This window comes from Hymenobacter negativus (genome assembly GCF_017571495.1).
Classification (GTDB): Bacteria; Bacteroidota; Bacteroidia; order Cytophagales; family Hymenobacteraceae; genus Hymenobacter; species Hymenobacter negativus.
The window spans coordinates 781142-806756 of record NZ_JAGETZ010000001.1 but is presented as its reverse complement, the minus strand read 5'-3'; the positions used below and the strand labels follow the sequence as shown (position 1 = coordinate 806756).

Sequence of the window (25615 nt, the reverse complement as noted above, 5' to 3'; positions counted from 1 at the left end):
GTCAGGTATCTGTTGTCAGTTGTTAGTCTGTGGAAGGAAATAACCTGCGGACATTGTTGGGCTAACAACCAACAATCCGCAACGAACCACTAAAAGTCAAACCCCGTACTTTGAGGGATTGTTGACCGATTGTTACGCAAAATTACACGCAACGTGAGGCCCCGAACCATTTTCCTGCTGCGCCACGGCCAGACTGATTTCAACGTGCGCGGCATCGTGCAGGGCAGCGGCGTCGATTCCAGCCTGAACGACACCGGTCGCCGCCAGGCTGCGCAGTTTTTCGCCGCTTATGGCCACATTCCCTTCGATAAGGTTTACACCTCCACGTTGCGCCGCACCCACGAATCGGTGCAGCAGTTTCTCGACCTTGGCTTACCCCACGAGGCCCACGCCGGCCTCAACGAAATAAGCTGGGGCGTGCGGGAGGGCACTCGCATCACCATGGACGAGGACGCCGAATACCGCGCAGTGCTGGCTGGTTGGGTAGCCGGCGACGACAACGCCCGCCTCACCGGCGGCGAAAGCCCGGCCGAAGTAGCCGCCCGCCAGCGCCCGTTCATTGAGCTGCTGAAAGCCCGCGACGACGAGCAAACCGTCCTCGTCTGCATGCACGGCCGGGCCATGCGCGTCATGCTTTGCCAGCTGCTCAACTACCCGCTCAGTTGTATGGAAGGCTTCGAGCACAGCAACTTGTGCTTGTATAAGCTGGAATATACCGGCTCGGTTTTTACCATCAAGAACTTTCTGGACGTCGCGCATTTGCAAGCAGCTGGTTGAGAAGTCACCCCTACTTATATAGCATCGGTTTGGCGGACGCCGGATGAGCATGGCGTTTTAGTATGACGACTTTTTTCGTTATTATAGGGAAGAGTTTCATTCTCCCGGCAATAACATTGCCCCCGCCAACTTTTCCGGCTAATTTTGGCCTTCTCAACCCTAGCGCTTCTATATCCGATGGCCGAAATCATAAAAATGCCCAAAATGAGCGACACGATGACCGAAGGTGTCATCGCGGCATGGCTCAAAAAAGTGGGTGATAAAGTTAAATCCGGGGACATCCTGGCCGAAGTCGAGACCGACAAAGCCACCATGGAGCTGGAAAACTACGAAGATGGTACCCTGCTCTACATCGGGCCGAAAGAAAAGGACGCTGTGCCGGTTGATGGTATCCTGGCCATCGTGGGCAAGGAAGGCGAAGACATCTCTGGCTTGTTGAACGGCCAAAGTGGCGGTGCTGCTCCGGCTGCACCCGCGCCCGCCGCAGCACCTGCTCCCAAAGCTCCTGAGCCCGCCCCGGCCCCTGCCCCTGTTGCTGCTGCGCCAGCCGCCCCCGCTGCGCCTGCCAATGGCAAAAAAGCCACCGTGGTGCGCATGCCCAAGATGAGCGACACGATGACCGAAGGCACCATTGCCGCTTGGTTGAAAAACGTGGGCGACAAAGTGAAGTCGGGTGATGTGTTGGCCGAAGTCGAGACCGACAAAGCCACCATGGAACTGGAAAACTACGAAGACGGCACCCTGCTCTACACCGGCCCCAAAGCCGGCGAAGCCGTAGCCGTCGATGGCATTCTGGCCATCATCGGCGAGGAAGGCGCCGATATTCAGGCCCTGCTGGGTGGTGGTTCGGCTCCGGCGGCTGCTCCCGCTCCGGCTGCGGCTGCGGCTGAAGCCCCGGCTGCTCCCGCTGCCGCGCCGGTTCAGCCGGCCGCTGCCGCCAACAACGGTCGTATTCTGGCCTCTCCGCTGGCCAAAAGTATTGCCAAAGAAAAAGGCATCAACCTGTCGCAAGTAGTAGGCAGCGGCGACAACGGCCGCATCGTGCAGCGCGACGTGGAGAACTTCCAGCCGGGTGCTGCGGCCCCGGCAGCCCAAACCGCTCCGGCTGCTCCAGTTGCTCAGGTCGCTGCTTCGGCTCCGCAGGCAACTGCCCCCGCTGCTGCTCCGGCTCCGACCGCCAGCGCGCCGGCCTCGACCGATACCTATACCGACACGCCGGTATCGCAGATGCGCAAGGTCATTGCCAAGCGTCTGTCGGAAAGTCTGTTCACGGCTCCGCATTTCTATCTCACGATGGAAATCAACATGGACAAGGCCATGGAAGCCCGTGTGAAGCTCAACGAGCTGTCGCCGGTGAAACTGAGCTTCAACGACCTCGTGCTGAAGTCGGCGGCTATTGCGCTGCGTTCGCACCCGGCCGTGAACTCCTCGTGGCTCGGCGACCGTATCCGTCAGAATAAAGTCATCAACGTGGGTGTGGCCGTGGCCGTAGACGAAGGTCTGCTGGTGCCGGTTATCCGCAATGCTGACCAGAAAGGCCTCGCTGCCATTGCCACCGAGGTGAAGGAATTGGCCGGCAAAGCCAAATCCAAGAAGCTGCAGCCGTCCGAGTGGGAGGGAAGCACCTTCACCATCTCGAACCTGGGCATGTTCGGCATTGATGAATTCACGGCCATCATCAACCCACCCGATGCCTGCATCCTGGCCGTGGGTGGCATCAAGCAAACGGCCATTGTGAAGGACGGTGTGCTCGCCATCGGCAACATCATGAAGGTGACCTTGAGCTGCGACCACCGCGTGGTGGACGGCGCTACCGGCGCTGCATTCCTCCAAACGCTGAAGAGCCTGTTGGAAGACCCCATGCGTTTGATGATTTGAGCCTGATATTAACCAAAAAAAACCAGCCTTTGCGGGCTGGTTTTTTTTTGCCAAAATGCATCGGGATAAGCCCACCCTGTTCTGCATAATCTAACTAATATGACTACTGCCCCGCGCCAGGAAATGAGCGCCAGCACCAGCGTGGGGCTCGATGTGCTGCGCATTGTAGCAGCATTGGTAGTGGTGGTGTTTCACGCCAGTGGGCAGTGGCTGACAAGCTATCCGGCGGCTCACAGCGCGCTGGGCAAGATGTCGCATGCGGCAGTAGTCATATTTTTTGTTATCTCGGGCTACGTTATTGCCTTTACTACAGCCACAAATAATCGTGGAGCGCGTCGCTACGCCGTGGCCCGCTTGAGTCGGCTGTATGCTGTGCTGGTGCCAGCGCTGCTACTTACAGCGCTGGTAGAGGTGGTGGTGCACGGCGACGCGGCACTCACAGCGCGTTATGTAAGGGAGCACGCGGGGCTGCGCTATGTGATGAGCGCCCTTTTTCTGAATGAATCCGGGAGTTTGTCAGCTGCTCCGCCCCTCAATTCTCCGCTCTGGTCGTTGAGCTACGAATTCTGGTACTACATACTTTTTGGCATTTGGTGTTACGGAAGCGGCCGGCGGTGGGCACGCTGGGCACTGCTAGCGGCGGGCGTCGTTGCCGGCCCCAAGATTCTATTGTTGCTGCCTATCTGGCTGTTTGGCGTGGCGGCCTACCGTTTGCCCCGGAATCGTCTTTCCGCTGGGGTTGCGTGGCTGCTGGTGGGCAGCTTATTTGGCGTGCTGGCAGTTGCGGTGGCGTATTTGCCGGCCCTGCCAATGACAGTGGGCGACCAACCGCTGTTCATGGCCGGCCAGTTTTTGACGGATTGGCTGGTGGGTGGAATTTGCGCCTTGGCCATCTGGTGTTTGCCAGCCGGACCGGGCCTGGAAGGCCGGAGCTGGTCAAAATCCCTGCGCGCTATCGCCGATTTGTCATTTCCAATCTACACGCTGCATTTCCCACTGCTGGTGCTGTGGCGGGTCTTATTCGGATTGCAAGCCAATGATTTCGGGCAACTCGGGGTGGCAACGGCGACCGTTATTTTCCTGGCGGTAGCCATCGGGTTGTTACTGGAGAAGCAACGACCCCAGTGGGTTCGCCTGTTTGCGTGGGCCAGCGATGCCGTCAGCCAAAAGCCATCGGGCCGCTGATAACGATTATTGGATAAGTAACGAATCGACTTTAGGGCTGATGGGGGAGGAAGGACGTTGTATTTTTGCGCCCTTATGCAAGCAAAAATCCGCTCTACTACCGTCCTCGGCATTCGCCACAACGGCGAAATCGCCGTAGGAGCCGACGGCCAGGCCACCATGGACAAGCACGTGGCCAAAAACAATGTGCGTAAAATTCGCAAGCTGCAGGATGGCAAAGTCGTGACTGGTTTTGCCGGTTCCACGGCCGATGCCTTCATGCTGCTCGACCGCTTCGACGAGAAGCTGACCAGCTACGGCGGCAACCTCAAGCGCGCTGCCATCGAGCTGGCCAAAGATTGGCGCAAAGACCAGTACCTGCGCAAGCTGGAAGCCATGATGGTGGTGGCCGACAAAGACGAGCTGCTCATCCTCAGTGGCACCGGCGACGTATTGGAGCCCGACTCCGACGTGGCCGCCATCGGCTCGGGCGCGATGTATGCCCAGGCAGCCGCGCTGGCGCTGAAGAAGCACGCGCCGCATTTATCAGCCCGGCAGATGGTGGAAGAAGGCCTGCACATCGCGGCCGACATCTGCATTTACACCAATCATAACCTGATGATTGAGTCGCCCTCGTAGGCTCTCAGTTGCACAGCCAACCCGGACGTCATGCTGAGCGTAGCCGAAGCATCTCGCTCGCACCGCTGCAATCGGTATTGATTACTGCGGTGCGAGCGAGATGCTTCGGCTACGCTCAGCACAACGTTCAATTATTACAGACAACAATTCCCCCAACCCATGCAAATCACCAACTTCATCCGCCACCACTTCCGCCATTTCAACGCTGCTGCCCTTGTGGATGCGGCCGATGGCTACAACAAGCACCTCGCCGATGGCGGCAAGATGATGATAACCCTGGCCGGCGCCATGAGCACCGCCGAAATGGGCATCCAGCTGGCCGAGCTGATTCGGCAGGATAAGGTGCAGATTATCAGCTGTACCGGTGCCAACCTGGAAGAAGACATCTTCAACCTCGTAGCCCACGACTTCTACGAGCGGGTGCCGCACTACCGCGACCTCACCGCCGCCGATGAGCACGAGTTGCTGAAGCGCCACATGAACCGCGTGACCGATACCTGCATCCCCGAAGAGGAGGCCATGCGCCGCATCGAGCACACCGTGCTCAAGCACTGGGAAAAGGCCGACCAAGCCGGTGAGGCATACTTCCCACACGAATTCTTCTACCAGATTCTGAAGTCGGGCGACCTGGAGCAGTACTACCAGATTGACCCCAAAAACTCCTGGATGCTGGCCGCGGCCGAGAAAAACCTGCCCATCATCTGCCCCGGCTGGGAAGATTCCACGCTCGGCAACATCTACGCCGGCCACGTGATTTCGGGCGACATCAAGAATGTGCACACCATGAAGACGGGCATCCAGTACATGATGTATCTGGCTGACTGGTACACCAAAACCGCGACGGAGGAAAGCAAAATTGGCTTCTTCCAGATTGGCGGCGGCATTGCCGGTGACTTCCCCATCTGCGTGGTGCCCATGCTGCACCAGGACTTGCAGCGCCACGAGGTGCCGCTGTGGGGCTACTTCTGCCAGATTTCGGACTCCACCACCAGCTACGGCAGCTACTCCGGCGCCGTGCCCAACGAGAAAATCACCTGGGGCAAGCTGGGCGAGAAAACCCCGAAATTCATCATCGAGTCGGACGCCACCATCGTGGCCCCGCTGGTGTTCGCCATCGTGCTGGGGCAGTAAGCTGGCTTCATAACAATGCGAAAAGCCCGCCGCTGTTATTCAGCGGCGGGCTTTTTTGCTGGTTGGGAGGTGGCTAGCGGCGGGCGGCTTCGGGCTTGGAGCGGTAGCCGATGCCCTGACTGGCGGGGCGGCCGTAGGCGGCTGGCACCAGATACTTGCCCCGGTTTTCGGGCTCTTTTGGCTCGACTACGGGAATGCGGTTTTCGTCGGCCCACTTGTCGTGGCGAATGCCCGTGACCTGCCAACTTACTTTCCCGCCGGGCTGGCCGGCAATGCGGAACCGGTTGCCGGCCACTTCGGCCAGCACGTAAGGCGTGAAGGCCGCGCCAATGGGCGTGAGTTGATAGCGGAAGTCGCGGTTGAGGGCCTCGAACCAGTCGGGCAGTTGCACCGTGGCTTCTCCTTGGGCGTTGAGCGTGATGTTGCCGTTGTAGACGTTCATCATGTCGGGGCTTTCCACAAATGAGTGGTAGAGGTACTGGTTTTCGGGGTCCAGCGGGTGGTCGATTTTGAAGGAACCGCCGCTCTTGGCCAACGTGCCTTGAACCTGCACGTTTCCGAGAAAATTAGCTGCTTTGCCTTGCATAACGCTTACGGAGAAGGCGCCGTTGTTGGCGCTGCCCGCCGTGGCCGATACCACCAGGGGGGTGCTGGCGGTGTTGCCAAGGTTGTAAAACGCTCCACCAAAAGGACTCAGCGTAACGCCCGGCGTGCTGCCCTGCTGTGCAAGGGTCAACTCGTCGGAGTTGGCAGTCAGGATGGAATTGCCGCCGGCATCGACCACGACGAGGCCGCGGTTATAACTATTGGAGCCGAGGCTAGAGGCATTGGGATGGATGATATACAGGCCGGCTTTTGCGCTATTTGTGCCAGAGGTGATGATTTCGACGGCGTTGCCGGTGCTGGCGCTATTGCTTTGACTAAAGTAGCCAGCGCGGCCGGTGCCACTGACTTGCACTACTAGCCCGTCGGCCGTGCCCGAGGCAAAGCCGTTGAGCGCCCGGCCACTATTGCCACTGGCAGAGCCGTTGATGCCCCAGCCGCTGCTGCCGCTGGCCACCCCGCGCACAGCCGAACTGGTAGTGGTAGTACCCAGTACGCCCACGCCGCCGTTGGTGCTGCTGCCAAATACGCCCGCGCCGTTGCTGGCCCCCGCGGCGGTGGTGCCCTGCACGCCGTAGCTGCTGGTGCTGTATCCCTGCACCCCGCTGTTGCTGGTGCTGATGCCGTAGGTGCCCACGCCGCTGCTGCTCGTGCCCGTCACGCCGTAGCTGTCGGTGGCGACGCCGCTCACCCCGTAGCCGCCCGCGGCCGAAGCTGTGCCGCGCACGCCGTAGCCGTTGCTGGTTTGGCCCAGCACGCCTACTGCCGCGCCGCCCCCGTAGTTGGTGCCTACCACCCCGCCCGTGGAGTTGTCGTCGGCGTTGCTGCTGCCGCTGACGCCCGCCGCCAGTGTGCCGCTGGTCGCGTTGACGGCCGTGCCCACCACCGCGGCTTGGCCCGCGCCCCGGGCGTTGGTGGTGGCCACCACGGCCGAATTGCTGTTGCTGGCTCCGTACACGGCGTAGTCGGCGTCAGCCAGGCCTACCACGCCCGCGTCCTCAATGTTGGGTACGGTGGTACCTTTCACGCCGACCACGCCCTGGCCGGTCCCGGTGCCGTTCACGCGGCCCACCACGCCCTGCCCACTGGCCGAGGCCCCGCGCAGGCCAATTCCGCCTCCGGAGTTGGTGATTTGAAACACGCTGCCGATGGTGCTGGCTGTGCCGGAATAGGGCAACGTGAGGCCACCACTACCGCTGGCCGCATCGAGGTACACCCAGCCGCCGGTGCCGACATAGTACCAGAAGCCGGTTTGCGCCCCGCCCGAGGCCGAACCGTCGGTTTGGTAGACCATCAGGCCTTGTGGGGGCGAGGTGATGGCCAGGCGTTGGGCTTGCGTGAGACGCGGAATGAGCAGGCCCTTGTCGGTGGCCCGAATTTCCAGAGCGGATTTGGCATCGGGCGCGGTGGTGCCGATGCCGACGCTTTGAGCGGTGGCCCGGTGGCCGGCCAGGCTGCCGGCGGCCACGAGGGCCAACAAGCGAAAAGATGATTTCATAAGGAAAGGGATAGCAACGCGGGCCCGCCTCCACGCATGGTTTCAAATCAATCCTCAAAACTATTGGCCGTTTTCAGCCGCAGAAATAGGTAAGATTACCCAGGGGGGCGCCGTATATTCGTAAGCCGGCAGGGCGTATTTCGGCCTCGTACCTTTCATGCAAGTTCTTAGCCTCCACCACGCCAGTCAGCTCAGCGACGCGCTGGCGGCCCTCTATGCGCAGCCCGACCCAGCCACGCTGTTCGACCGGCTGGCGGCGGCCCTGCAGGGATTGTTCGGGGCCGAAGCGGTGTGCTTTGATTTATTTGACCAACAGGGCGGGGCGAGGTTTCTGGGCGCGTGGCCGCAGCATTTGTTCACGGAAGAGAAACTGGCGGAAACGGGGCCGCTGCTGTCGCAGCATCCGTTGTTTTCGGAACTCATTGTCAAGCAAAGCGTGGTGCCGCTGCGCACCAGCGACTTTGTGACAGTGGCCCAGTTTGCCCGCACCGACTTATACAACCACCTGTACCGCGCCAGCGCCCTCACCCACCACCTGATGCTGGCCGTGCCGGTGCCGGGCCAGGGGCTGGTGACGGGGGCCTTGTTCCGGCGTCGCCGCGATTTTACCGATGGCGAACGAATTCTGCTCGGCTTTGTGCGGCCTCACGTGGCCGGGCTGCTGCGCCTGAGCCAGTTGCCAAGGCGCCAGGCCGCACCAGACCCGGCGGCAGTCCAAGTGCATTTCGGCCTCACGCCCCGGGAAGCTGAAATCGTTCATCAACTCGCCCTGGGCCGCACCGACAAGGAAATCGGGCACTGGTGCCGCATCAGCCCTCGTACCGTCCAAAATCACCTGCAAAGCATCTATGCCAAGCTGGGGGTCGACAACCGCACAGCTGCCTGTCTGCGGGTGGTAGCGGGCAATTGAGTGAGTGGCCCGGGCAGCCGGACGACATCGAAAAATAAAAGCAAAAAGAGCCTGCCGCTTCATCAGCGGCAGGCTCTTTTCGTAGTGCCTAATGCGGCGGGGCTACAGAGCGGTAGTGTCGGCGGGTATGGGCACGCGGGCCGACGGGCGGCCGCCGCGCTGCCGGCACTGCGCTACCAGGCGGTCGGCGATGTCGCGTTGCGTGCTGCTGCGTTCGTTGTTCTCCTGTTGGTGGAGGCGGGCGAAGCTGCTGACGTTGAACTCCTGGAAGTCGTAGCGGGTCGAGTCGTCGGTGGGGGAGAAGATGATAGGACTTTGGGGAAACACGCCCACGTCGTCGCGGCCCAGGCTCGTCCACGAGGTGGTGGAGTACGGGGCAGCGTTGGGGTCGTCGTCGTAGTTTTCGGATAGCTCCGTGAGTTCGCGCAGGTGCTTGCCGGCGCGGTCCACCACGTAGTATTCGTTGTCGGAGGTGCTGTAGTAGCCTTCGTTGGGGTACTGGTTTTCGGGGGCGTTGGAGTCCCAGGCTGGGTTTTGGGTGATAACGATGCCGTTGGCGGGCACGTGGTAGATGAGGCGTCCGTCGACCTTTTCGGGGGGCAGGCCGCAGGGCTCGCCCAGCACCAGCAGCACGGGGCCTTCGTAGCCGTCGGGAATGAGGAAGGTGGCGGCAGGCTGCTTTTTGGCCAGCCGTTGGCTCACTACGGCCGTGCCAAACCAGGCCAGGATGGGAAACAAAATGGCCAGCACCTTGAGCCACGCTGGCGGCTTCGGCCCCGACACCAGCACCAGCACGGCCCCTGCTATGTAGAGGGGCACGCAGAAGATGAAGAGGAAATACAGAATGGAAAAAAGCCACACTGCCATGCCCATCAGGCACAGACCCACTACCAGCAGGATGCTACGAGCGGCGGAACCGGTGGACGTGTTAGGCTTGGGCGGCGGTTGGTCCATAGTGGTTGGGGTTTCTATTCCCTACTCCCCGCAACGGGGGCGAGTTGCGTTGTGCTGAATACGCGCCCGTCGGGGGCATCATGTAAAAGAGCCGGCCACTGATGAAGCGGCCGGCTCTTTGGCGTTGAATCGATTAGCGAAATTAACGGGCGGTCATTTTATCCATCACTTCGCTTAGTTGCCACTGAGGGACAGTATCAAATTCGATTCCGGTTGCTCGGTAGGATTTGAAATACCTGACGTATTCGTGTAATCCATTTATAACAGCGGCCACGTAAGCAGTCCTGCTAAATTCGAATCGGGTCATTTTTTCGAAAGGTATTTTGGGTACTTGCCAAACTACTGAGTTATGGAAGAGCGAAACCTGGATTCCATGATAGATGCCAGCGCACTCTGGCACTCCACAGGAACAGGTCCAGATAAAATGCTCGCCCGATTCCTGGGCTGAATTGTAAAGGGCCAGGATATCAATTGAAAAGTTCGGCGCTACTACTACCCTATTAATGGCTACTGCCATCGTCAGTTCGGGCGTTGGCTGTCCTGCCGGAATTTCAAATCTGACTTCAGGCTGTATTGTATCCATATTGAGCGCTGCCTTTACGCCAGTTCCAGCTCTCGCTCTTGCGCCACGCCCACGGCCTCGAAGGCCTGGCCCAGGTCCAGCATTAGGTCGCGGGCATCTTCTACGCCGATGCTGAGGCGTATCATTTGAGGGGTGATGCCCATTTCGGCTTGCTCGGGGACGGAAATGTCGGAGTGCGTCATGGTGGCGGGGTGCTCGGCGAGGCTTTCGGTGCCGCCGAGGCTTACGGCCAGCTTGATGAGGCGCAGGGCGTTGAGGAAGCGGAAGGCTTCGGGCTCGCCGCCTTTGATGTCGAACGAAATCATGGAGCCGGGCGAGAGGCAGTGGCGGCGGTAGATGTCCTGCTGGGCGGGGCTGTGCTCCAGGTGGGTGAGGTAGTAGGTGCGGGCCACCAGCGGGTGCTGGCGCAGCCAATCGGCAATGAGCTGGGCACTCTGGGCGGCGCGCTCCATGCGCAGCTTCAGGGTTTCGAGCGAGCGCATGAGCATCCAGCCGGTGTTGGGGTCGCACATGGTGCCCATGAAGGTGCGCATGGCTTTTATCTCCTTCATGAGGGGCTTGCTGGCCAGGGCCGCACCGGCGATGAGGTCGGAATGGCCGCCCAAAAACTTGGTGGCCGAGTAGAGCACCACGTCGGCCCCGTGTTTGATGGGATGCTGAAAGACGGGCCCGAGGAAGGTGTTATCGACCACCAGGCGGATGGGGTGCTCCGTGGTGCCGTGCTGGCGGGCCAGGGCGGCACAGGCTTCCAGGTCGACGAGGTGGTTGGTGGGGTTGGCGGGGGTTTCCACGAAAATCATGGCCAGGCGGCCCTGCTCGATGCCGGCCACCTGGGCAGTGAGCTCCTCCGGGGTGGCGGTGGGGCGGAAGCCCACGGCGGTGATGCCGAACTTGGGCAGTACGTTCTTGAGGAAGAAATCGGAGCCGCCGTACACGGGCTCGGAGTGCAGCACCACATCGCCGGGCTTGAGCAGGGCCAGCAGCGTGGTGCTGATGGCGGCCATGCCGCTGGCGAAGCTGGCCGCCTCCTCGGCGCCGTCCCAGAGGGTGAGGCGGTGCTCCAGAATCTCCAGGCTGGGATTGTTGAGGCGGGAGTAGATGAGGCCCATTTCCTCGTCGGGGTTGGCCTGGCGCAAGCCATACGCCAGCTCGAAGTAGGCTTTGCCTTCCTCGGCGCTTTTAAAAACGAAGGTGGAGGTTTGGAAGATGGGCGGTTTGATGGCGCCCTCGCTCCAGGCGGGGGTGTAGCCGTAGCTCATCATCAAACTTTCGGGGCGCAGGTGTTGGCCGCCGATGTGGGCGTGGTCGTGAAGGGTGGGCATAAAGGGGGGTTGGGTGGGATGGAGAATAAGTGGAGCGAAGGTAGTATTTTGTTTTGAGTGGCCCCAAAAAAGCCCCGCCGCTGGAGAGCGGCGGGGCAGATGCAGCACAGATGGCCCGCGTCGTTTAGAAATTGTGCAACGATTGCAGGCCCGGAGACCTGCCCGTAGCCAGCACGGGCTGCCGGCCCGCGCCTTCGTTCAGACGGTAGCCTACGGCCGGGGCGCGGTTGCCGGCGCCGACTTCGGCAGCAGGGCCCGCTGGCGTTCCACTTCTTTCTGGAAGCCTTTCTTGTAAGCGCCCCAGTTTGAGGCGAACATGACCACGAGGGTGCCGCCCAGGACCAGCCCGTAAGTGGCCAGGGCGGTGACTAGGCCGCGCCACCAGCGCCCCCAGCGACTAAGTGGCGTTGCGAGTAGCAGCTGCCCATAGGCCCAGGTCTGGTAGAGAGTGAAGACGACCGAGCCCGCCAGAGACATGGCTGCGTAGCTGGGGCCGGTGCGGGCCCAGTAGTAGGCCGGCATGAGCAGCAGCGACAGCAAGTTGCCGGCGGCCGTGACGTAGAGCACGGCCACGAGGTTTTCGGCCAGGTTGAGACCGTTGCGGCGCAGCACACGCCGGGCAAACAAGGCAATGAAAGGTGCTGCGGCCACATAGAGCCACCCCATGTAGCGCATTACCCATTCGCTGGCGTGCACGTTGGCTTCGCGCAATTCGGCCACCGTATTGGGGTCGAGGGCGGTCTGGGCCAGCTCCCCGATGTGCAGCTTGGCAGCCACGAAGCTGGTCACGCCCGTGACGAGCAGCAGCAGTGAGATGGGCGCAAAGTGCCGGGCTCGCTGCCCCTGCAGGTAGCCCAGAATGGTGGCCCCGGGCCGCAGCAACAACTCGCGCAGGGTATAGAAAATGCCCTTGTCGACGTGCCAGATGGTGTGCGGAATCTCGTGCAGCAGGTGCCCCATGCTGAGGCGGTGCGTGGCAGCCGACTGCCCGCAGTGGGGGCAAAACTTGTCGGTGAGGGGCGTGTCGCAGTTGAGGCAGGCCATGGGGTGGGCGTGGCTGACGGCGGGTGGGGCCGCTTCGGTGGCCGCGACGGTGCCCGCGGTGGGGGAGGTAGCAAGGTCCATTTTTGCAGAAAGGAAGGTGGTGAGTGTGGGTAAATTAAAGCAGAAAAGCCCGCCCGAACAAGGTGGGGCGGGCTGCCTGGGCGTGGGCGGGGTGGGCTACGGGGCGGTAGGGGCAGCGCCCGGAGCGGGCTTGGTGGGCTGCGTAAAAATTTTTGGGTCGTAGAGGGCCTTCACGTCGTCGGGGGTGTCGATGTGTTGCTTCACCTGCTCAAGCAGGTTGAGCTTGAGCTGGCGGGCGGCGGCTTTGCGCAGCTTCTTTTCTGCCTTGCTGTCGCCCTGCACGGCGCCTTTGCTTTGGCCTTGCAGCTCACGGTCCGTGTCGTAGTTCTTCTTGAAAGAGGCGGCTTTGTCGGCCAGGTCCTTGCCGAGGGCATCCTTATAGGTAGCGGTGAGGGTGGCCGCGCGCTCGAGCAGGGTGGGCAGGGTGAGCAGCGTGACGCCGTTGTATTCGGAGCGGCCCTGGGGCAGGAAAGCGGCCAGGGCCACGGCATCGGGGGTTTTGCGGCCGAAGACGTAGGCCACGTCGACGAGCAGCTCTTCTTTGGCGAAGCGCCTGAAGTCGGCCAGCAGCTGGTTGACCACGTCGGTGCTGCCCATGCGCTGGCCCAGGTTCACATCCTGCGTGCCCAGGAAGGTCGCGTAGGCGTCGTGGTGGGGCTGCAGGGCGGCTATCTGGGCTGTGTATAGGCCGGCGGCGTTCTGACCCGCCATGCGGGTGAGGGTGCCGGCCATGAGGTCGCGGAAGTCTTCGCGGGCCAGGTTTTTGGAGGCGAACGGGTTCTTGAGAAACGGTAGGAACATGGGAAACTGGGAATAAATGATTATGGAAGTGGTAAGGTAGGTAAACTATTGCTTCCCAGTAATATTTTCACCGTAGCAAGGAGTCATCCAAACGTTTGGAGGACTTCCTTGCCGCTCAAAACCTCTTTCCAAACGTCGGGAGGGGAGGGTTTGACCCCAAAACCTCTTTCCAAACGTCGGGAGGGGAGGGTTTGACCCCAAAACCTCCTTCCAAACGTTTGGATGGCCAGTGCAAGGGCCAAAACCTGCTTCCAAACGTTTGGATGACAGGTTTTGGCCCCAAATCTCCTTTCCAAACGTTTGGAAGCCTCCCTTAAGCGCCAAAACCTGCCTTCCCGACGTTTGGAAGCAAGGGTAGGGGCTGGGCCCAAACGATAACCGCAGAAACAGCCGAGCCGGCGGAATGGCGGCCCGCCTTACCTTTACCCGGTGCCCAGCAGGCGCAGAAAGCACCTGTTCCGACTCCGGCTTCATTCACACCACGCCCTCAAATGAGCTTGTGACTTGGCTTAGCGCCAAGGCCAACGTAGAAACGACCCTGTCCCTGGGCGAGTCGCACGGCCGTGTGCACCTGCTACCGGCCGAAAGAACCAAGGCCGTTGAAAGCAGCTACCTGCAAGTGGGCAGCTCCTTTGTAGGGCATCCCTACACCGACCGTGTGCAGTGCACATATTTCTGTAGCGGCTAACTTTCTATATATGCTGTGTGGCTTAACAAATAATGTATTAGTCGAGCTAGTGCTTGGTAAAAGGACAGCCACCGTTCACCTGCCTGACTGGTACTTGGCCGGCAGGTGTATTTGGGCTGGGGCTTTTTGTGATGGGTACGAATTAGAGGCTTCAGCAGTGGCATCGCGTGGCAGCTGGAGCTGGTTGGGAGATGCTGTGGACACGCTGCTCTTTGACCAAGATACCTGCTTGCTGCACAGTGTAGCGCTCCGTTTACCTGATTCGGTGCAGTTGGTGAACCACCACTTTCATGCGGCTGATTACCTCATTGATAGGGGTACCCTGCAATTGAATTCCGAGGCAAAATTTTTCCGCGTTGAAACTTGTAGCACAAGCGCATATCATATAGATGACGACACGCTTTTCCTGATGGCTACAGGTAACGCAAATACATTTCGTTACGATTTTGCCCTTACGGTTTTCGACGATTTTTCGATATTATTCCGCAAACAGCGTTACGCTGGCTGGATGCTACAACAGGCATCCAGCCACCTGGTATCAGAGGGTAGTTCTCGCCAAAGGCGTTATGGAACAAGCGCTAGTAAGCAAACTGCTTTGCGGCGCTACCTTGGGTATTTCAATGAGGAAACTGCTGGTCGTATGGAGGAAGAGGACCCCGCTATTAAAGAGGAGTTAACGGCCTTTTTGGCTGAACTGGACCTAAAGCACGACCCGCAGCTTAGCGGCATTTCGGAAGGCATTGCCAACCTGCTCCACGTATACTTTGGCATTGAGGCAGTGCGCTCTTCGTACTTGTAAACGTTCCGGTTTAAAAATAGCACCCCTTGATTGACGACCAAACCCAGGCTGCTGAGGAATTGCAGCAGCGCTTACGCCAAACCGTAATCGTGCATGATGAGCTGCCTACCGAGATTCGGACGGTGGCCGGCGTTGACGTGGCATATGAGCAGAACAGCAACCGCTTGGTTGCCGCCGTGGCGGTGCTCGACGTCGCCAGCCTGCAGGTTATCCGGATTGCCTCGTACCACGGCGAGGCCACCTTTCCGTACATCCCGGGCCTGTTCTCGTTTCGCGAGTTACCGGCCGTGCTAAGCGCCCTCGACCAACTGCCCGTGAAGCCCGATTTGCTCGTGTGCGATGGGCAAGGGCTCGCCCATCCGCGCCGGTTTGGGCTGGCTTGCCACCTGGGCGTGGTCACGGGCATTGCCACCATTGGCTGCGCCAAAACCCGCCTGATTGGCGAATACGAGCCACTCGGTGCCGACCGGGGTGCCTACCAGAGCCTGGTAGATGAGGGCGCGGTAGTGGGACGGGCACTGCGAACCCAAACGGGCAAAAACCCCGTCTTTGTTTCCGTGGGGCATAAAGTGAGCCTGGAAACGGCAACCGACTGGATATTGCGCCTGACGCCGACGTACCGCCTGCCCGAAACCACCCGCGCCGCCGACCAGGCCGTGAAAGCCCTGCTACGGGCACCCCGCTAATGATGACGGCTGGTATTTTAAAACTGCGCTTGGTCTGATTGGTTAACTATCGGCTTATTCCTTCCATTATCCTCATGCCTAGGCCCATTCCCCAAAAGCTTTTCGCCCGCCAGCACGAAATCACCGCCGATTTCCTACGCGAAGTAGACCGGCACCTGGCCGATATCGTGGCCGGACGGGCCACTGAAATGTTCGAAATCCGCGACTTTGCGGGCATTCTCTGCATCCACCCCACGCACCTGAGCAACACCATCAAGGGAGCCACCGGTCACTCGCCATGTTACTTTTTCGAGGCCCGTATCATGGACGTGGCGCGGCAGTTGCTGCAAGACCCCAAGTACTCGGTGGCTGCTATCGCCGCCAACCTCACCTACGACCCTTCCAACTTCACCAAGTTCTTTAAGCACTTTCAGGGCTGCACGCCCAAGCAATACCGCGAGCAGGTGTGGGCCGCCCGCCGCGAAGCTCCGGAATCGGAAGGTGTCACCATTTAAACTGAACTACTCACCATAAACCCGGCGTGCCGCTCCTGGAACTTTGCCTCATCATCCACCCTAATTACTTCAACCGATGAGCAGTTCCAAAATAGCCCTCGTCACCGGCGGCAGCCGGGGCCTAGGCAAAAGCATGGCCCTGAACCTGGCCAAGAAAGGCATCGACGTACTTCTTACCTACCACACCCAGCAGGCCGAAGCCGAAAGCGTAGTGGCCGAAATCCAGGCGCATGGCCAGCGTGCGGCCGCGTTGCAGCTCGATGCTTCCAAAGTGACCAGCTTCGAGGCCTTCTTCGCCCAGGTCGGCACCACGCTGACGGAAATATTCGGCGCCGAGAAATTCGATTTTCTCATCAATAACGCTGGTACGGGCTTATATGCCCCCTTCGCCGAAACCACCGAGGAGCAGTTCGACCAGGCCATGAACATCCACTTCAAAGGCCCGTTTTTTCTCACCCAACAAGCACTGCCGTTGCTCCGCGATGGGGGCCGCATCATCAACATCTCGTCGGGGCTGACGCGCATCATCAACCCCAACTCCTCCGCCTACGCCAGCATGAAAGCCGCTATGGAAGTGCTGACCAAGTACCAGGCCAAGGAGCTGGGTGCCCGCGGCATCGCCGTCAACATCGTAGCACCTGGTGCCATTGCCACCGATTTCGGCGGTGGCCGCGTGCGCGACAACCAAGAGCTTCAGGACTACATCGTGTCGCTCACCGCCCTCGGCCGCGTGGGCCTGGCCGACGACATTGGCCCGGTAGTGGCCTTCCTCTGCACCGACGAGGCCCGCTGGATAACGGCTCAGCGCCTGGAGGTCTCGGGTGGCCAGAGCATTTAAAGCAGAATCAGGAACTGTGCCGCGACATGAAAAAGCCTTCCCATACCTTGATGGGAAGGCTTTTCGTATTAATCGATAAGGCTCTTGTAGATGGCGAAGCTGTTCAGGAAGTAAGTCAAACAGTGCTGTCACGCTCAAAAAGCAGATTCACCACGAGCGGAGCTTAGGCTAGCAGAGAGGTCGCTGTATTGTGCCCGGCGACGCACCACCCCTTTAATGCGCGCAAAATTGCCGCTGAAAGTCAGCAGCACCGGCGTGGCGATAGCCGAAGCAGGCTGCCCGTTTTGCAGATTGGGCAGGGGCACCAGCTGGCCGTTGGCATCGGTCCGGAAATAGCCATAGTTGCCGGTGGGTAGCGTGAGCACCTGCGCCCCTTCCCGCCGCAGCGAATCGAGTAAGGCTACGGCTGCGGTTTGGGCAGCTGCAGAGCGGGCGTAGAGCTGCCCCCAGATGGCATTGGCAGGGATGCGGTAAAGGATACCGTTGCGCACAGCTACGGTGTTGCTGTCGCAGGTTGTTAGCTCTATGCGGTCGGGCAGCACCAGCAGGGTGCCAGTGGTACGCTTTAGGCCAGCCGTTAAACCGAGCGAGTAAGTACCGACCGCAGTGCTGGCAAGGTCGATGATGGTGCTGGCCGGACCAATGGACGTAAGGCAAATATTGGGGGCCACAGCGCTTCCGAAGGCAATTTGCATGCCCCCGTCGACGGGGGTAACGGTCCGCGGCAAGGAGTAGTTAACGCAAGGGTGCATGACGTCGTCGCGGCACTGCAGAATGAGAGCCGGCCCGGTAGCAAGCAGCGATTCACGCGGCTGCATCACCACCCTGCCTGCAGGCGAGGCCGAAGGGCCGCTACAAGGAAGCAGTTTGGGCGCCGCTTTATCAGATTTGCAGCCGGAAGCCGCCGTCAGCACTAAAAAGCCAAGCGTGACAACACGTAGAAGAGTAGCTGATGTCATGTGCTGGGTCGAATGGATAAGTGTGAATGCGCGCCAGGCCCGCCTGTTATCCTGGGCAAAGTAGTGGCTAGAAAGTTGCTCTTAGTCTTTGGCGCTATGCTCCTGACCGGTGCAGTCGGCAGTTGGTTGCATGCATCTGTGGGCCCTGTATCTGTGACCGTTGCACCGAGTTTATGACAATTGTTTTTAAACTAAAAAGGCCTTTCCATTGGGTAATGGAAAGGCCTTTTTGATGACTTTGGGAAACAAGCTATTTGGTTTTTGCTTTTCGCTGCCGGTATGAATCGACCTGTTGCCGTAGCACCGCCAGCAGGCTGCCGTAGCGCTGACGGGCTTCCGTGTGGCTCTCCAGTCGTTGAAGCTGAGCGCTAATCAACTCCGAGAAATCCTCGGTGGAATAAGAACGTTTCGACGGGGTGGACACGGACAAAAACGAAAAGGACAACCGGGCAAAATAGCCAGACAGTTTGCGGCCAGTACGTAGCCACTCCAAACATAGTGTGGAAAACTTAGAAACGAAACAGCGGCCGGGCCGGATTCCAGATGCCCCACGGAATCATGAGCAGCACCAGCAGCAAAGCAATGCCGAAATAGGTGAATAATTTCTTGTGCTTAAGGGTCGAATCAGTTGCTTTCTTCATGGCAATGCGACCCACCTGCGCCAGCACAGCGGCCAGAATCATCACCACAACATGCTCCATGCCGAAAAAGCGGGCAGTCGGGTCTTTCATGGCGCCGGCCTGCTTCATGGCATTGAGGCCCCAAGGGCTAAGGCCAAAGTATAGGCCCAGCCCGATGAGCACCTGCAGCCACATAAAGCCCGAAAAAGCGGCACTCATGCCATTGTCGGCGCCCACAAATGGGCGGCGGCCCGTCCAGCCCACGTAGGCGCGGTACACAGCAATAAGGCCGAAAATGAGCACAAACCAGCGGGACCAGGAGTGCAGAACGAGAAGCGTTTGGTACATAAAAAGAGGAAATAGGTAAGCAAAAATCAATTAGAAAAGCCGGCCATTTGGCACTAGCCAGCTGCTGCCAGCACCAGCCGCTTCTTGTCGCGGTGCACCACAAACATCACCACGAACAGCGACACGTACGGCAGTGCACACCCCACGCCAAACCAGCGCCAGAACGACCGGCCATGGCTATAAGCCATGAAAGCCGTCATGATGGGCATGAAAAACAATGGCGTCAGAATGACAATAAGGGCCTCAATCATCGTAATAAATCAGGAACAGTACGCGCAGGCAAAGGTACGGCTGTTGGCTCGTTGGGGCGGTATTAGTAGACATCGGCAGCTAAGAGCGTGGCGGCATCTGCCGTTGCTGTTGCTCGGCTAGGTCCTGGGCCCGCCGGTCGCGCATTGCCATAAACAATGCGATAAATACGGATACAAACGGCAGCAGTAGCCCAATGCCAAACCAGCGCCAAAACGACCGGCCGTAGTTGTAAGCAATGTACCCGGTGATGGGGGCGAAGACCAGCAGGGAAACCCCGAAAATGAGCAGCAGGCGAAGGAAGAACATAAGAAGAGAAAGGATATAAGAAGTATGGCACAGAGTCCCCCGAAATGCCACTTTAGCCCACGTTGGGTAAGTAATTCCACCGCGAGCCGAAACTCAGCTTTGGGGACCTCGTGCCCGGTGGCGCGGCCTAGCGCACCTTGCCGCGCTTTACCAGATAGGCATACAGCACTTTCTCGAAGGGCTCGCGCACATCTACGGGCACGAAATCGATGCGCAGCTGACCGCAGCGCTGCGCCAGCTCCTGCTCGTAGGCCGTCATAGCAGCCTGGTATTGCTCCTTAATCTGGGAGGGCTGGAGCTTGATTTCGAGGCCAGTTTCTACGTCTTCGAAAATATAAGGCCGTTCGGCAAAGTCGAAATTGGCTTCGGTGGCGCGGTCCAGGATGTGAAAGAGGAGCACCTCGTGGTGCTGGTGCTTGAGGTGCTGGAGGGCCGCCAGGGCCGCATCCTGCTCGGCAGTGCCACGCCCCAGCATGTCGCTGAAAACAATAACGAGCGAGCGTTTGGGAATCTGTTGGGCAATGGCGTGAATGGTGCCGGCCACATCGGTGCCCCGTCCCGATTTGGGTACCGGTGGCCGCTCCAGCAGCTGTTGCAGCGCCAGTAGCAGCGTATGGCGGTGGGTGCTGGTGGAGCGCACCGGCGTTTGGAGCTCAATGCTGTCGGCGAAGGTGACGAGGCCCACAGCATCACGCTGGCGGGTGAGCAGCGTGGTGAGGGCTGCCGAAGCCAGAATGCTGAACTTCAGTTTGTCGTGGCCCGGCGTCGGGTAGTACATGCTGGGGCTCACATCGAGCAGCAGGTGGGCGCGCAGGTTGGTTTCTTCCTCGTAGCGCTTCACAAACAGTTTATCGGTGCGGGCAAAAACCTTCCAGTCGATGTGGCGCGTGCTCTCGCCGGGATTATAGAGGCGGTGCTCCGAAAACTCCACCGAGAAGCCGTGGTAAGGCGACTGGTGCAAACCCGTGATGAACCCGTCAACCAGCTGGCGGGCCAGAAACTCAAGGTTTTCGAAGGAGCGGATGGAAGCGAGGTCGAGCGGCATGAGAGCAGGGAAGGGGAGTAGCAGGGAGCGGAAAGGAATGAACAGAGACTATTGAGACTATAAAGAACGTCATGCAGCGCGCAGCGGAGCACGACGTTCTTTATAGTCTCGTTGCTTCAACACCCGCCCCGCGTCCGGCGTTTATCTTTGTTCTCTAATTCGTAAGTTAGGTCTTTCAACCAAACGACTGTTTCTATTTCCCACCCATACCCCCAGCCCATTCCCGTGGACGACCGTCACGAACAGGAAGAAATTTATTCCCAACGCATTAAAGCCGGCAAGCGCACGTATTTCTTCGACGTGAAAGCCACCCGCGGCCAGGATTACTACCTGACCATCACCGAGAGCAAGCGCCGCCAGAATGGCGATGATTCCGTCTCGTACGAAAAGCACAAGATTTTCCTCTATAAGGAAGATTTTCTCAAGTTCGTTGATGCCCTGCAAGATGCTGTGGACTACGTGCGCGAAGAGCTGCTGACCCCCGAAGAGGTAGCCGAGCTTGACCGCCCGCGCGAATATGATGACCGCGACCAACCCCGCCGCGAGTTCGACCGCCCCGCCTTCGACCCCAACCGGGCCGACGATGCCTACTAGTTTTTAAGCTGTTAGGTAATAGCTATTAGCTGATAGCTGGTTAAGATTTTAACGGCGCGAATGGACTGCCATCCATTCGCGCCGTTTTGCGTTGGCGTAAGCCGTACCTTTGCGGCCGAATTGCCCGCAATTCAACACTCAATATTCAACACTCAACCCTACATAAATGGGCCTCCGCTGCGGTATCGTCGGCTTGCCGAACGTCGGTAAATCCACCCTTTTCAACGCGCTTTCGAACGCCAAGGCCGAATCGGCCAATTACCCTTTCTGCACCATTGAGCCCAACGTGGGCGTCATCACCGTGCCCGATGAGCGTCTCCAAATCCTGGAAGCCCTGGTAAACCCCAAGCGCGTGCTGCCCACCATCATTGAGTTTGTCGACATCGCCGGCCTCGTGAAAGGCGCCAGCAAAGGCGAGGGCCTGGGCAATAAATTCCTGGCCAACATCCGCGAGGTAGACGCTATTATCCACGTGGTGCGCTGCTTCGACGACCCCAACATCGTGCACGTGGCCGGCGGTGTGGACCCCGTGTTTGACAAAGACGTTATCGACACCGAATTACAGCTCAAAGACCTGGAAAGCGTCGAGAAGAAGCTCCAGAAGTCGGAGCGGAGCGCCAAGGCCGGCGATGCCGTGGCCAAGAAGGAAGTGGTGTCGCTGCAGAAGTTCAAGGCTGCCCTTGAGGCCGGCCAGAATGCCCGCGCCGTGGACGCCTCGGCCGATGACCTGGAGGCAATTGCCGACCTGCAGCTGCTCACCATCAAGCCTGTGATTTACGTGGCCAACGTGGACGAGGCCAGTATTGCCAGCAACGGCAACAACCACGTCACGGCCCTGCGCGAGCACGTGAAAGCCGAAGGCGCCCAGGTAGTGCTGGTGTCAGCCGCCATCGAAGCCCAGATTGCCGAGATGGAAGACCCCGAGGAAAAAGCCATGTTCCTGGGCGAATACGGACTCACCGAGTCGGGCCTGAACAAGCTCATCCGAGCCAGCTACGAGCTGCTGAACCTGATTACCTACTTCACCGCCGGCGTGCAGGAAGTGCGCGCCTGGACCATCCACCGCGGCGACAAAGCGCCCGCCGCGGCCGGCGTCATCCACTCCGATTTCGAGAAAGGCTTCATCCGTGCCGAGGTGATTAAGCTGCCTGATTATCAGGAATACAAGACCGAAGTCAAAATCAAAGAAGCTGGCAAAATGGCCGTGGAAGGCAAAGACTACGTGGTGCAGGATGGCGACATCATGCACTTCCGGTTCAATGTGTAGTTAAGTACGAAGCATACCAAAATAAAAGCCCTGACCGTTACGTCAGGGCTTTTATTTTGGTATATGATAAAATCGGCCGTTCTGCTACTCGCCTTTACGCTTGCTGTGCATGCGTGTAATGATGTGAAAACAACCAACGGCCAAGCGACTACTGCCGAAAATGCAGAGGTTTATAATGTGGATACATCAGCGTATTATTTCCCGAAAAAAGCATTTCGGGACTATAATGATAGCACCAAGGGCAATAGTTTCAAGCTCGATTGGTATTCAGGTATGCTCCGTGCATTGAAGGAGCCGGTGTTATTCACCGAAGCAGGGGAAGGCGAAGTTTATCGGTTTACCTGCCTCCGCACTTTTCATGCACCCTTTGCCATTCGCGTCATCCATAAAACGGGAGATATTACAATGCTTGTTCTGAAAATTTCAGACGGCGCAGGCGGATATACATCAAAGAATTTGGTGAGAAACGAAACCAAAGCATTATCGGAAGCTGATTGGGCCCGGCTCACTGCTGCCTTGAACAGCACTGCATTCTGGAATATGCCCACTGAAAAACCTGATTTCGGATGTGATGGCTCAGAATGGATTGTTGAAGGCAGGAAAAATGGCGAGTACCATGTCGTTGCCAGATGGTCGCCTCGAAAAGGTGATTTTTACGGTCTTGGCAAGAAAATGATAGAATTAAGTGGTGCGCGAATTACCCCGCTGTACTGACCATTATTTGCCCACCACCTTATAAAGCATTCCTTTGCTCAGCTTGTCGGTGGTTTTCATGCCATTGAGAATGGCTAGTTCCTCGTAGCGCTTCGAAGGAACCCCAGCAGCAGCGAGAGCTGAAGCCAGTGTAGTAGCCGAAGCCGCCGTTTTGATGCGGATGTGCTCGGGCTGGCGGTTCAGCTTGTTGGCATCGGTGAGGCGGCCGTAGCCTTGAGCCGCTTGCTGAAACTGCGGTGCGTAGGTGCTGAACGAAGCCGGCGCGGCGAGGCCCACAAAAGCATAGATGCTCTTGCCATCCTGAATGAGCTGGGCCAGGACGTGGGCCGGCGTGCTGGAGCTGGAGCTCTGGCTGGAAGCCTGCTGGTCGCCTTCAAACACGAGGGCGGGGAAGCCATTGATGGTGGTTTTGCTGGCGTTGGCCGAGGCCAGGCCGATGGACTTGGCCAGGCTTTGGCCGGCTTCATCCAGGGAGTTGCCACTGGCCCCCAGGAATACAAGCAGGGCTTTGCCGTTGGGTTCCTGCATCTGGAATTGCTCGGGCGAGTTTTGCGACTTCCAGCCCGAGGGGATGGGGAAGCGGAATTTCAGGTCGGGGTGGTAGAACACGCTGCTTTCCACGAAGCCCTGGCGTGGGTCTTCGCCGTAGTTCAGGCCTTCGATTTGGCGCAGGTACTGGTCGCGGTTCACGGCCAGGGTGCGGTTGCCGACCGATTGCTTGGCTTGAGCGGCCAGCTGCTTCACGCGGGTGTAGCGGTCGGCCGAGTTGGGGTGAGTGCTGAGGAAGGTGGGGATGCTGCTGCCGCTCTGCTCTTCGGTACGTTGGAGCGTCTGGAAGAAATCGGCCATGTAGCTGGCGTCGTAGCCTATTTTGGTGGAGTATTTCACGCCCAAGCCGTCGGCTTCGTTCTCGTCGTCGCGGCCATATTTTAGCATGCCCAGGCCCACTACCTGCTGGGCCACACCGCCCACCGACTGCATCACGCGAGGGGCAACCACCGAGCCGAGTATCATGCCGATGCTGGCAATGGTGCTGCGCGTTTGCTGCTTTTTGCCGTGCTGGGCGGTAATGTGGCCCAGCTCGTGGCCGAGTACGCCGGCAAACTGGGCTTCGTTATTAAAATAGGCCATGATGCCACGCGTGAAGTACACGTGGCCATCGGGGGTGGCAAAGGCGTTGATAATGGGCGAATCAACTACCGTAAAGCCGTAGTCGCCGGGGCGGTCCGATACGGCCGTCATCTGCTTGCCCTTGGCGTCGATGAGCTTTTGCAGGGTGGCGCTGTTGTAGAGGCCAAACTGGGCGATGACGGCCGGGTCGGGCTTGGCGCCTTGCAAGGGCTTGGCAGTGGGCATATTGGGGGTAGCCGGGCTGCGGGCCGCCCAATCGGTGATGCTGGAAGAACTAGCCAGCGGCAGCAGCAGGGCAAACAAAGCGCCGGTGCGCAGGGAGCGGAACAAAGAAGAATTCATGAGGATAAATAAAGCGGAATTACCCGATACGAGCTACGGATGGGCTTGCAACGGCGGCAGGCCCGGCGCGGTTACGCCAAGGCTTCCGGAGGTGAAAGTGTCGTCGGATTGCTAACGCCGAAGGCGAGTACCAATGCGCCATAGGCTATTTCCCTGCCAATTTGCGACCAGACTCCTCACTTTCACTTGAAACACACCTGGCAGCGGGTAGCATTGCAACTGTTTTACCTGCTTACTTGCCCTGTGTTTCAATGACTATTTCTCGTTTTTGGCCTGTGTGGCTGCCGGTCGTTTTTTTGTTTGGGGCGTGCAGCCGCCAGCCCACGGCTAGTAGCGCCAGCCAGTTTGCGGCCGCGCCACCCACCATCGACGGGCAAGCCTCGGAGTGGACCGACTCGCTGCACTACGACCCTGCCAGCAAGCTCCAATACCAAGTGCTAAACGACGGCCGCATGGTGTATGTGCGCCTCAAAGCCGCCGACCCCATCACGCAAGCCAAAATCGTGCGTCTGGGCCTCACCATCTGGCTCGATACCACTGGCCGCAACCAGCACCAGTTTGGCGTGCATTACCCGCTGGGGCGCCTGGGCACTGGCCGTGGCCCGGCGGGTGAAAACGGCTCCCAACCCGACAATCCCGATGCCTCAGCCCCCAACCGCCAAGCCGAACGCCAGGCCCGCATGACCCAGGCCCTGGCCGAGATGACCGAAATGGAGCTGCTCAACTACAAAGGCAGCAAGGAGCCCACCCTGACCGATGCCCAGTCGCAGCTGGGCGTGAAGGCTGCTGTGGCCCTCAATGCGCAGGAAGACCTGACGTACGAGCTGGCCGTTCCTTTGCGACTGCTCTATCACAAGCTGCCTGCGCTGGCTACCGGCCAGAAAGCCACAGTGGGCGTCACATTGGCCGGCGGCAAGCTCACCATGCCCAGCCAGGGCGGTGGAGGCGGCATGCAGGGCGGCGGTATGCGTGGTGGGGGCGGGGGTATGCGTGGCGGCGGTGGAATGGGTGGCGGGGGCATGCGTGGTGGCTCGCACGGCGGCGGAGGCCGTGGCGGCTACAGCGGCGGCCAGCAAATGGCTCCGCTGGCCCTGAAAACCAGCGTGCAGCTCGTGGGGCGTTAGTTGCTTGTTGATTTATTGAACTG

At 59.3% G+C, this 25615-nt stretch carries 26 protein-coding genes; 15 read left to right on the top strand and 11 right to left on the bottom strand.

What is annotated here, in order from left to right; all coding sequences use genetic code 11:
* The first annotated feature begins 153 nt into the window (after positions 1–153).
* From J4E00_RS03595 to J4E00_RS03575, 5 genes are all read left to right on the top strand, one after another.
* Positions 154–777 (top strand): histidine phosphatase family protein, encoded by a 624-nt coding sequence (locus J4E00_RS03595; protein WP_208173635.1) that lies wholly within the window; start codon positions 154–156, stop codon positions 775–777.
* A 177-nt stretch (positions 778–954) separates the two neighbouring features.
* Positions 955–2655, top strand: a complete 1701-nt coding sequence (locus tag J4E00_RS03590) for a pyruvate dehydrogenase complex dihydrolipoamide acetyltransferase (protein ID WP_208173634.1) — start codon at positions 955–957, stop codon at positions 2653–2655.
* A gap of 99 nt (positions 2656–2754) precedes the next feature.
* The gene (locus tag J4E00_RS03585; RefSeq protein WP_208173633.1) at positions 2755–3840 is read left to right on the top strand and encodes an acyltransferase family protein; all 1086 of its coding nucleotides are present in this window, start codon (positions 2755–2757) and stop codon (positions 3838–3840) included.
* 75 nt (positions 3841–3915) lie between these two features.
* On the top strand, positions 3916–4458 hold the full coding sequence (gene hslV / locus J4E00_RS03580; RefSeq protein WP_208173632.1) for an ATP-dependent protease subunit HslV: 543 nt from the start codon (positions 3916–3918) through the stop codon (positions 4456–4458).
* Between the two features lie 159 nt (positions 4459–4617).
* The gene (locus J4E00_RS03575) at positions 4618–5589 is read left to right on the top strand and encodes a deoxyhypusine synthase family protein (RefSeq protein ID WP_208173631.1); all 972 of its coding nucleotides are present in this window, start codon (positions 4618–4620) and stop codon (positions 5587–5589) included.
* 73 nt (positions 5590–5662) lie between these two features.
* Here the strand turns inward: J4E00_RS03575 and J4E00_RS03570 are convergent, their stop codons facing one another.
* Positions 5663–7690 carry a hypothetical protein gene (locus J4E00_RS03570; protein ID WP_208173630.1) on the bottom strand — a complete coding sequence of 676 codons (2028 nt, stop codon included), beginning with the start codon at positions 7688–7690 and terminating at the stop codon, positions 5663–5665.
* Between the two features lie 157 nt (positions 7691–7847).
* Between J4E00_RS03570 and J4E00_RS03565 the strand changes: the two genes are divergently transcribed.
* On the top strand, positions 7848–8600 hold the full coding sequence (locus J4E00_RS03565; RefSeq protein WP_208173629.1) for a helix-turn-helix transcriptional regulator: 753 nt from the start codon (positions 7848–7850) through the stop codon (positions 8598–8600).
* Positions 8601–8702: 102 nt separating this feature from the next.
* Here J4E00_RS03565 and J4E00_RS03560 read toward each other — a convergent pair whose 3' ends face one another.
* From J4E00_RS03560 to J4E00_RS03545, 4 genes are all read right to left on the bottom strand, one after another.
* Positions 8703–9554: a DUF6843 domain-containing protein gene (locus J4E00_RS03560; protein ID WP_208173628.1), complete on the bottom strand. Its 852-nt coding sequence runs from the start codon at positions 9552–9554 to the stop codon at positions 8703–8705.
* A gap of 597 nt (positions 9555–10151) precedes the next feature.
* Positions 10152–11459 (bottom strand): cystathionine gamma-synthase family protein, encoded by a 1308-nt coding sequence (locus J4E00_RS03555; RefSeq protein WP_208173627.1) that lies wholly within the window; start codon positions 11457–11459, stop codon positions 10152–10154.
* Between the two features lie 210 nt (positions 11460–11669).
* Positions 11670–12584 carry a DUF3667 domain-containing protein gene (locus J4E00_RS03550; protein WP_208173626.1) on the bottom strand — a complete coding sequence of 305 codons (915 nt, stop codon included), beginning with the start codon at positions 12582–12584 and terminating at the stop codon, positions 11670–11672.
* Positions 12585–12680: 96 nt separating this feature from the next.
* Complete coding sequence (locus tag J4E00_RS03545) at positions 12681–13385, bottom strand: hypothetical protein (protein ID WP_208173625.1); 705 nt, start codon at positions 13383–13385, stop codon at positions 12681–12683.
* 499 nt (positions 13386–13884) lie between these two features.
* On the opposite strand from J4E00_RS03545, the gene J4E00_RS03540 reads away from it, so the two are divergent.
* From J4E00_RS03540 to J4E00_RS03520, 5 genes are all read left to right on the top strand, one after another.
* The gene (locus J4E00_RS03540; RefSeq protein ID WP_208173624.1) at positions 13885–14073 is read left to right on the top strand and encodes a hypothetical protein; all 189 of its coding nucleotides are present in this window, start codon (positions 13885–13887) and stop codon (positions 14071–14073) included.
* Between the two features lie 196 nt (positions 14074–14269).
* On the top strand, positions 14270–14872 hold the full coding sequence (locus J4E00_RS03535) for a hypothetical protein (protein ID WP_208173623.1): 603 nt from the start codon (positions 14270–14272) through the stop codon (positions 14870–14872).
* A gap of 26 nt (positions 14873–14898) precedes the next feature.
* Positions 14899–15558 (top strand): deoxyribonuclease V, encoded by a 660-nt coding sequence (gene nfi, locus J4E00_RS03530; protein ID WP_208173622.1) that lies wholly within the window; start codon positions 14899–14901, stop codon positions 15556–15558.
* A 74-nt stretch (positions 15559–15632) separates the two neighbouring features.
* Positions 15633–16052 carry a helix-turn-helix domain-containing protein gene (locus tag J4E00_RS03525; protein ID WP_208173621.1) on the top strand — a complete coding sequence of 140 codons (420 nt, stop codon included), beginning with the start codon at positions 15633–15635 and terminating at the stop codon, positions 16050–16052.
* A 76-nt stretch (positions 16053–16128) separates the two neighbouring features.
* On the top strand, positions 16129–16890 hold the full coding sequence (locus J4E00_RS03520) for an SDR family oxidoreductase (protein WP_208173620.1): 762 nt from the start codon (positions 16129–16131) through the stop codon (positions 16888–16890).
* 134 nt (positions 16891–17024) lie between these two features.
* Here the strand turns inward: J4E00_RS03520 and J4E00_RS03515 are convergent, their stop codons facing one another.
* The 5 genes from J4E00_RS03515 to J4E00_RS03495 all read right to left on the bottom strand — a co-directional run bounded on the left by J4E00_RS03515 (position 17025) and on the right by J4E00_RS03495 (position 20420).
* Entirely contained in the window at positions 17025–17618 is a 594-nt protein-coding gene (locus tag J4E00_RS03515; protein WP_208173619.1) for a hypothetical protein, read from the bottom strand.
* Between the two features lie 740 nt (positions 17619–18358).
* The gene (locus J4E00_RS03510) at positions 18359–18817 is read right to left on the bottom strand and encodes a hypothetical protein (RefSeq protein WP_208173618.1); all 459 of its coding nucleotides are present in this window, start codon (positions 18815–18817) and stop codon (positions 18359–18361) included.
* 53 nt (positions 18818–18870) lie between these two features.
* Positions 18871–19068: a hypothetical protein gene (locus J4E00_RS03505; protein ID WP_208173617.1), complete on the bottom strand. Its 198-nt coding sequence runs from the start codon at positions 19066–19068 to the stop codon at positions 18871–18873.
* Between the two features lie 79 nt (positions 19069–19147).
* Entirely contained in the window at positions 19148–19375 is a 228-nt protein-coding gene (locus J4E00_RS03500; protein WP_208173616.1) for a hypothetical protein, read from the bottom strand.
* A gap of 127 nt (positions 19376–19502) precedes the next feature.
* Entirely contained in the window at positions 19503–20420 is a 918-nt protein-coding gene (locus J4E00_RS03495; protein WP_208173615.1) for a DUF58 domain-containing protein, read from the bottom strand.
* A 225-nt stretch (positions 20421–20645) separates the two neighbouring features.
* Between J4E00_RS03495 and J4E00_RS03490 the strand changes: the two genes are divergently transcribed.
* The 3 genes from J4E00_RS03490 (at position 20646) to J4E00_RS03480 (ending at position 22995) form a co-directional block, all read left to right on the top strand.
* Complete coding sequence (locus tag J4E00_RS03490; protein ID WP_208173614.1) at positions 20646–21014, top strand: DUF3276 family protein; 369 nt, start codon at positions 20646–20648, stop codon at positions 21012–21014.
* Positions 21015–21180: 166 nt separating this feature from the next.
* Positions 21181–22281, top strand: coding sequence for a redox-regulated ATPase YchF (ychF, locus tag J4E00_RS03485; protein WP_208173613.1), 1101 nt, complete (start codon positions 21181–21183; stop codon positions 22279–22281).
* Positions 22282–22344: 63 nt separating this feature from the next.
* The gene (locus J4E00_RS03480; RefSeq protein WP_208173612.1) at positions 22345–22995 is read left to right on the top strand and encodes a hypothetical protein; all 651 of its coding nucleotides are present in this window, start codon (positions 22345–22347) and stop codon (positions 22993–22995) included.
* Between the two features lie 3 nt (positions 22996–22998).
* Here J4E00_RS03480 and J4E00_RS03475 read toward each other — a convergent pair whose 3' ends face one another.
* On the bottom strand, positions 22999–24468 hold the full coding sequence (locus tag J4E00_RS03475; RefSeq protein WP_208173611.1) for a M48 family metalloprotease: 1470 nt from the start codon (positions 24466–24468) through the stop codon (positions 22999–23001).
* 251 nt (positions 24469–24719) lie between these two features.
* On the opposite strand from J4E00_RS03475, the gene J4E00_RS03470 reads away from it, so the two are divergent.
* On the top strand, positions 24720–25592 hold the full coding sequence (locus tag J4E00_RS03470; RefSeq protein WP_208173610.1) for a hypothetical protein: 873 nt from the start codon (positions 24720–24722) through the stop codon (positions 25590–25592).
* The last annotated feature ends 23 nt before the right edge of the window (positions 25593–25615 follow it).

Excerpts from the sequence above, each read along its gene's own strand:
- J4E00_RS03590 (WP_208173634.1), top strand. The coding sequence starts at position 955 with ATGGCCGAAATCATAAAAATGCCCAAAATGAGCGACACGATGACCGAA.
- J4E00_RS03585 (WP_208173633.1), top strand. The coding sequence starts at position 2,755 with ATGACTACTGCCCCGCGCCAGGAAATGAGCGCCAGCACCAGCGTGGGG.
- hslV (WP_208173632.1), top strand. The coding sequence starts at position 3,916 with ATGCAAGCAAAAATCCGCTCTACTACCGTCCTCGGCATTCGCCACAAC.
- J4E00_RS03575 (WP_208173631.1), top strand. The coding sequence starts at position 4,618 with ATGCAAATCACCAACTTCATCCGCCACCACTTCCGCCATTTCAACGCT.
- J4E00_RS03570 (WP_208173630.1), bottom strand. The coding sequence starts at position 7,690 with ATGAAATCATCTTTTCGCTTGTTGGCCCTCGTGGCCGCCGGCAGCCTG.
- J4E00_RS03565 (WP_208173629.1), top strand. The coding sequence starts at position 7,848 with ATGCAAGTTCTTAGCCTCCACCACGCCAGTCAGCTCAGCGACGCGCTG.
- J4E00_RS03560 (WP_208173628.1), bottom strand. The coding sequence starts at position 9,554 with ATGGACCAACCGCCGCCCAAGCCTAACACGTCCACCGGTTCCGCCGCT.
- J4E00_RS03555 (WP_208173627.1), bottom strand. The coding sequence starts at position 11,459 with ATGCCCACCCTTCACGACCACGCCCACATCGGCGGCCAACACCTGCGC.
- J4E00_RS03550 (WP_208173626.1), bottom strand. The coding sequence starts at position 12,584 with ATGGACCTTGCTACCTCCCCCACCGCGGGCACCGTCGCGGCCACCGAA.
- J4E00_RS03545 (WP_208173625.1), bottom strand. The coding sequence starts at position 13,385 with ATGTTCCTACCGTTTCTCAAGAACCCGTTCGCCTCCAAAAACCTGGCC.
- J4E00_RS03525 (WP_208173621.1), top strand. The coding sequence starts at position 15,633 with ATGCCTAGGCCCATTCCCCAAAAGCTTTTCGCCCGCCAGCACGAAATC.
- J4E00_RS03520 (WP_208173620.1), top strand. The coding sequence starts at position 16,129 with ATGAGCAGTTCCAAAATAGCCCTCGTCACCGGCGGCAGCCGGGGCCTA.
- J4E00_RS03510 (WP_208173618.1), bottom strand. The coding sequence starts at position 18,817 with ATGTACCAAACGCTTCTCGTTCTGCACTCCTGGTCCCGCTGGTTTGTG.
- J4E00_RS03505 (WP_208173617.1), bottom strand. The coding sequence starts at position 19,068 with ATGATTGAGGCCCTTATTGTCATTCTGACGCCATTGTTTTTCATGCCC.
- J4E00_RS03500 (WP_208173616.1), bottom strand. The coding sequence starts at position 19,375 with ATGTTCTTCCTTCGCCTGCTGCTCATTTTCGGGGTTTCCCTGCTGGTC.
- J4E00_RS03495 (WP_208173615.1), bottom strand. The coding sequence starts at position 20,420 with ATGCCGCTCGACCTCGCTTCCATCCGCTCCTTCGAAAACCTTGAGTTT.
- ychF (WP_208173613.1), top strand. The coding sequence starts at position 21,181 with ATGGGCCTCCGCTGCGGTATCGTCGGCTTGCCGAACGTCGGTAAATCC.
- J4E00_RS03480 (WP_208173612.1), top strand. The coding sequence starts at position 22,345 with ATGATAAAATCGGCCGTTCTGCTACTCGCCTTTACGCTTGCTGTGCAT.
- J4E00_RS03475 (WP_208173611.1), bottom strand. The coding sequence starts at position 24,468 with ATGAATTCTTCTTTGTTCCGCTCCCTGCGCACCGGCGCTTTGTTTGCC.
- J4E00_RS03470 (WP_208173610.1), top strand. The coding sequence starts at position 24,720 with ATGACTATTTCTCGTTTTTGGCCTGTGTGGCTGCCGGTCGTTTTTTTG.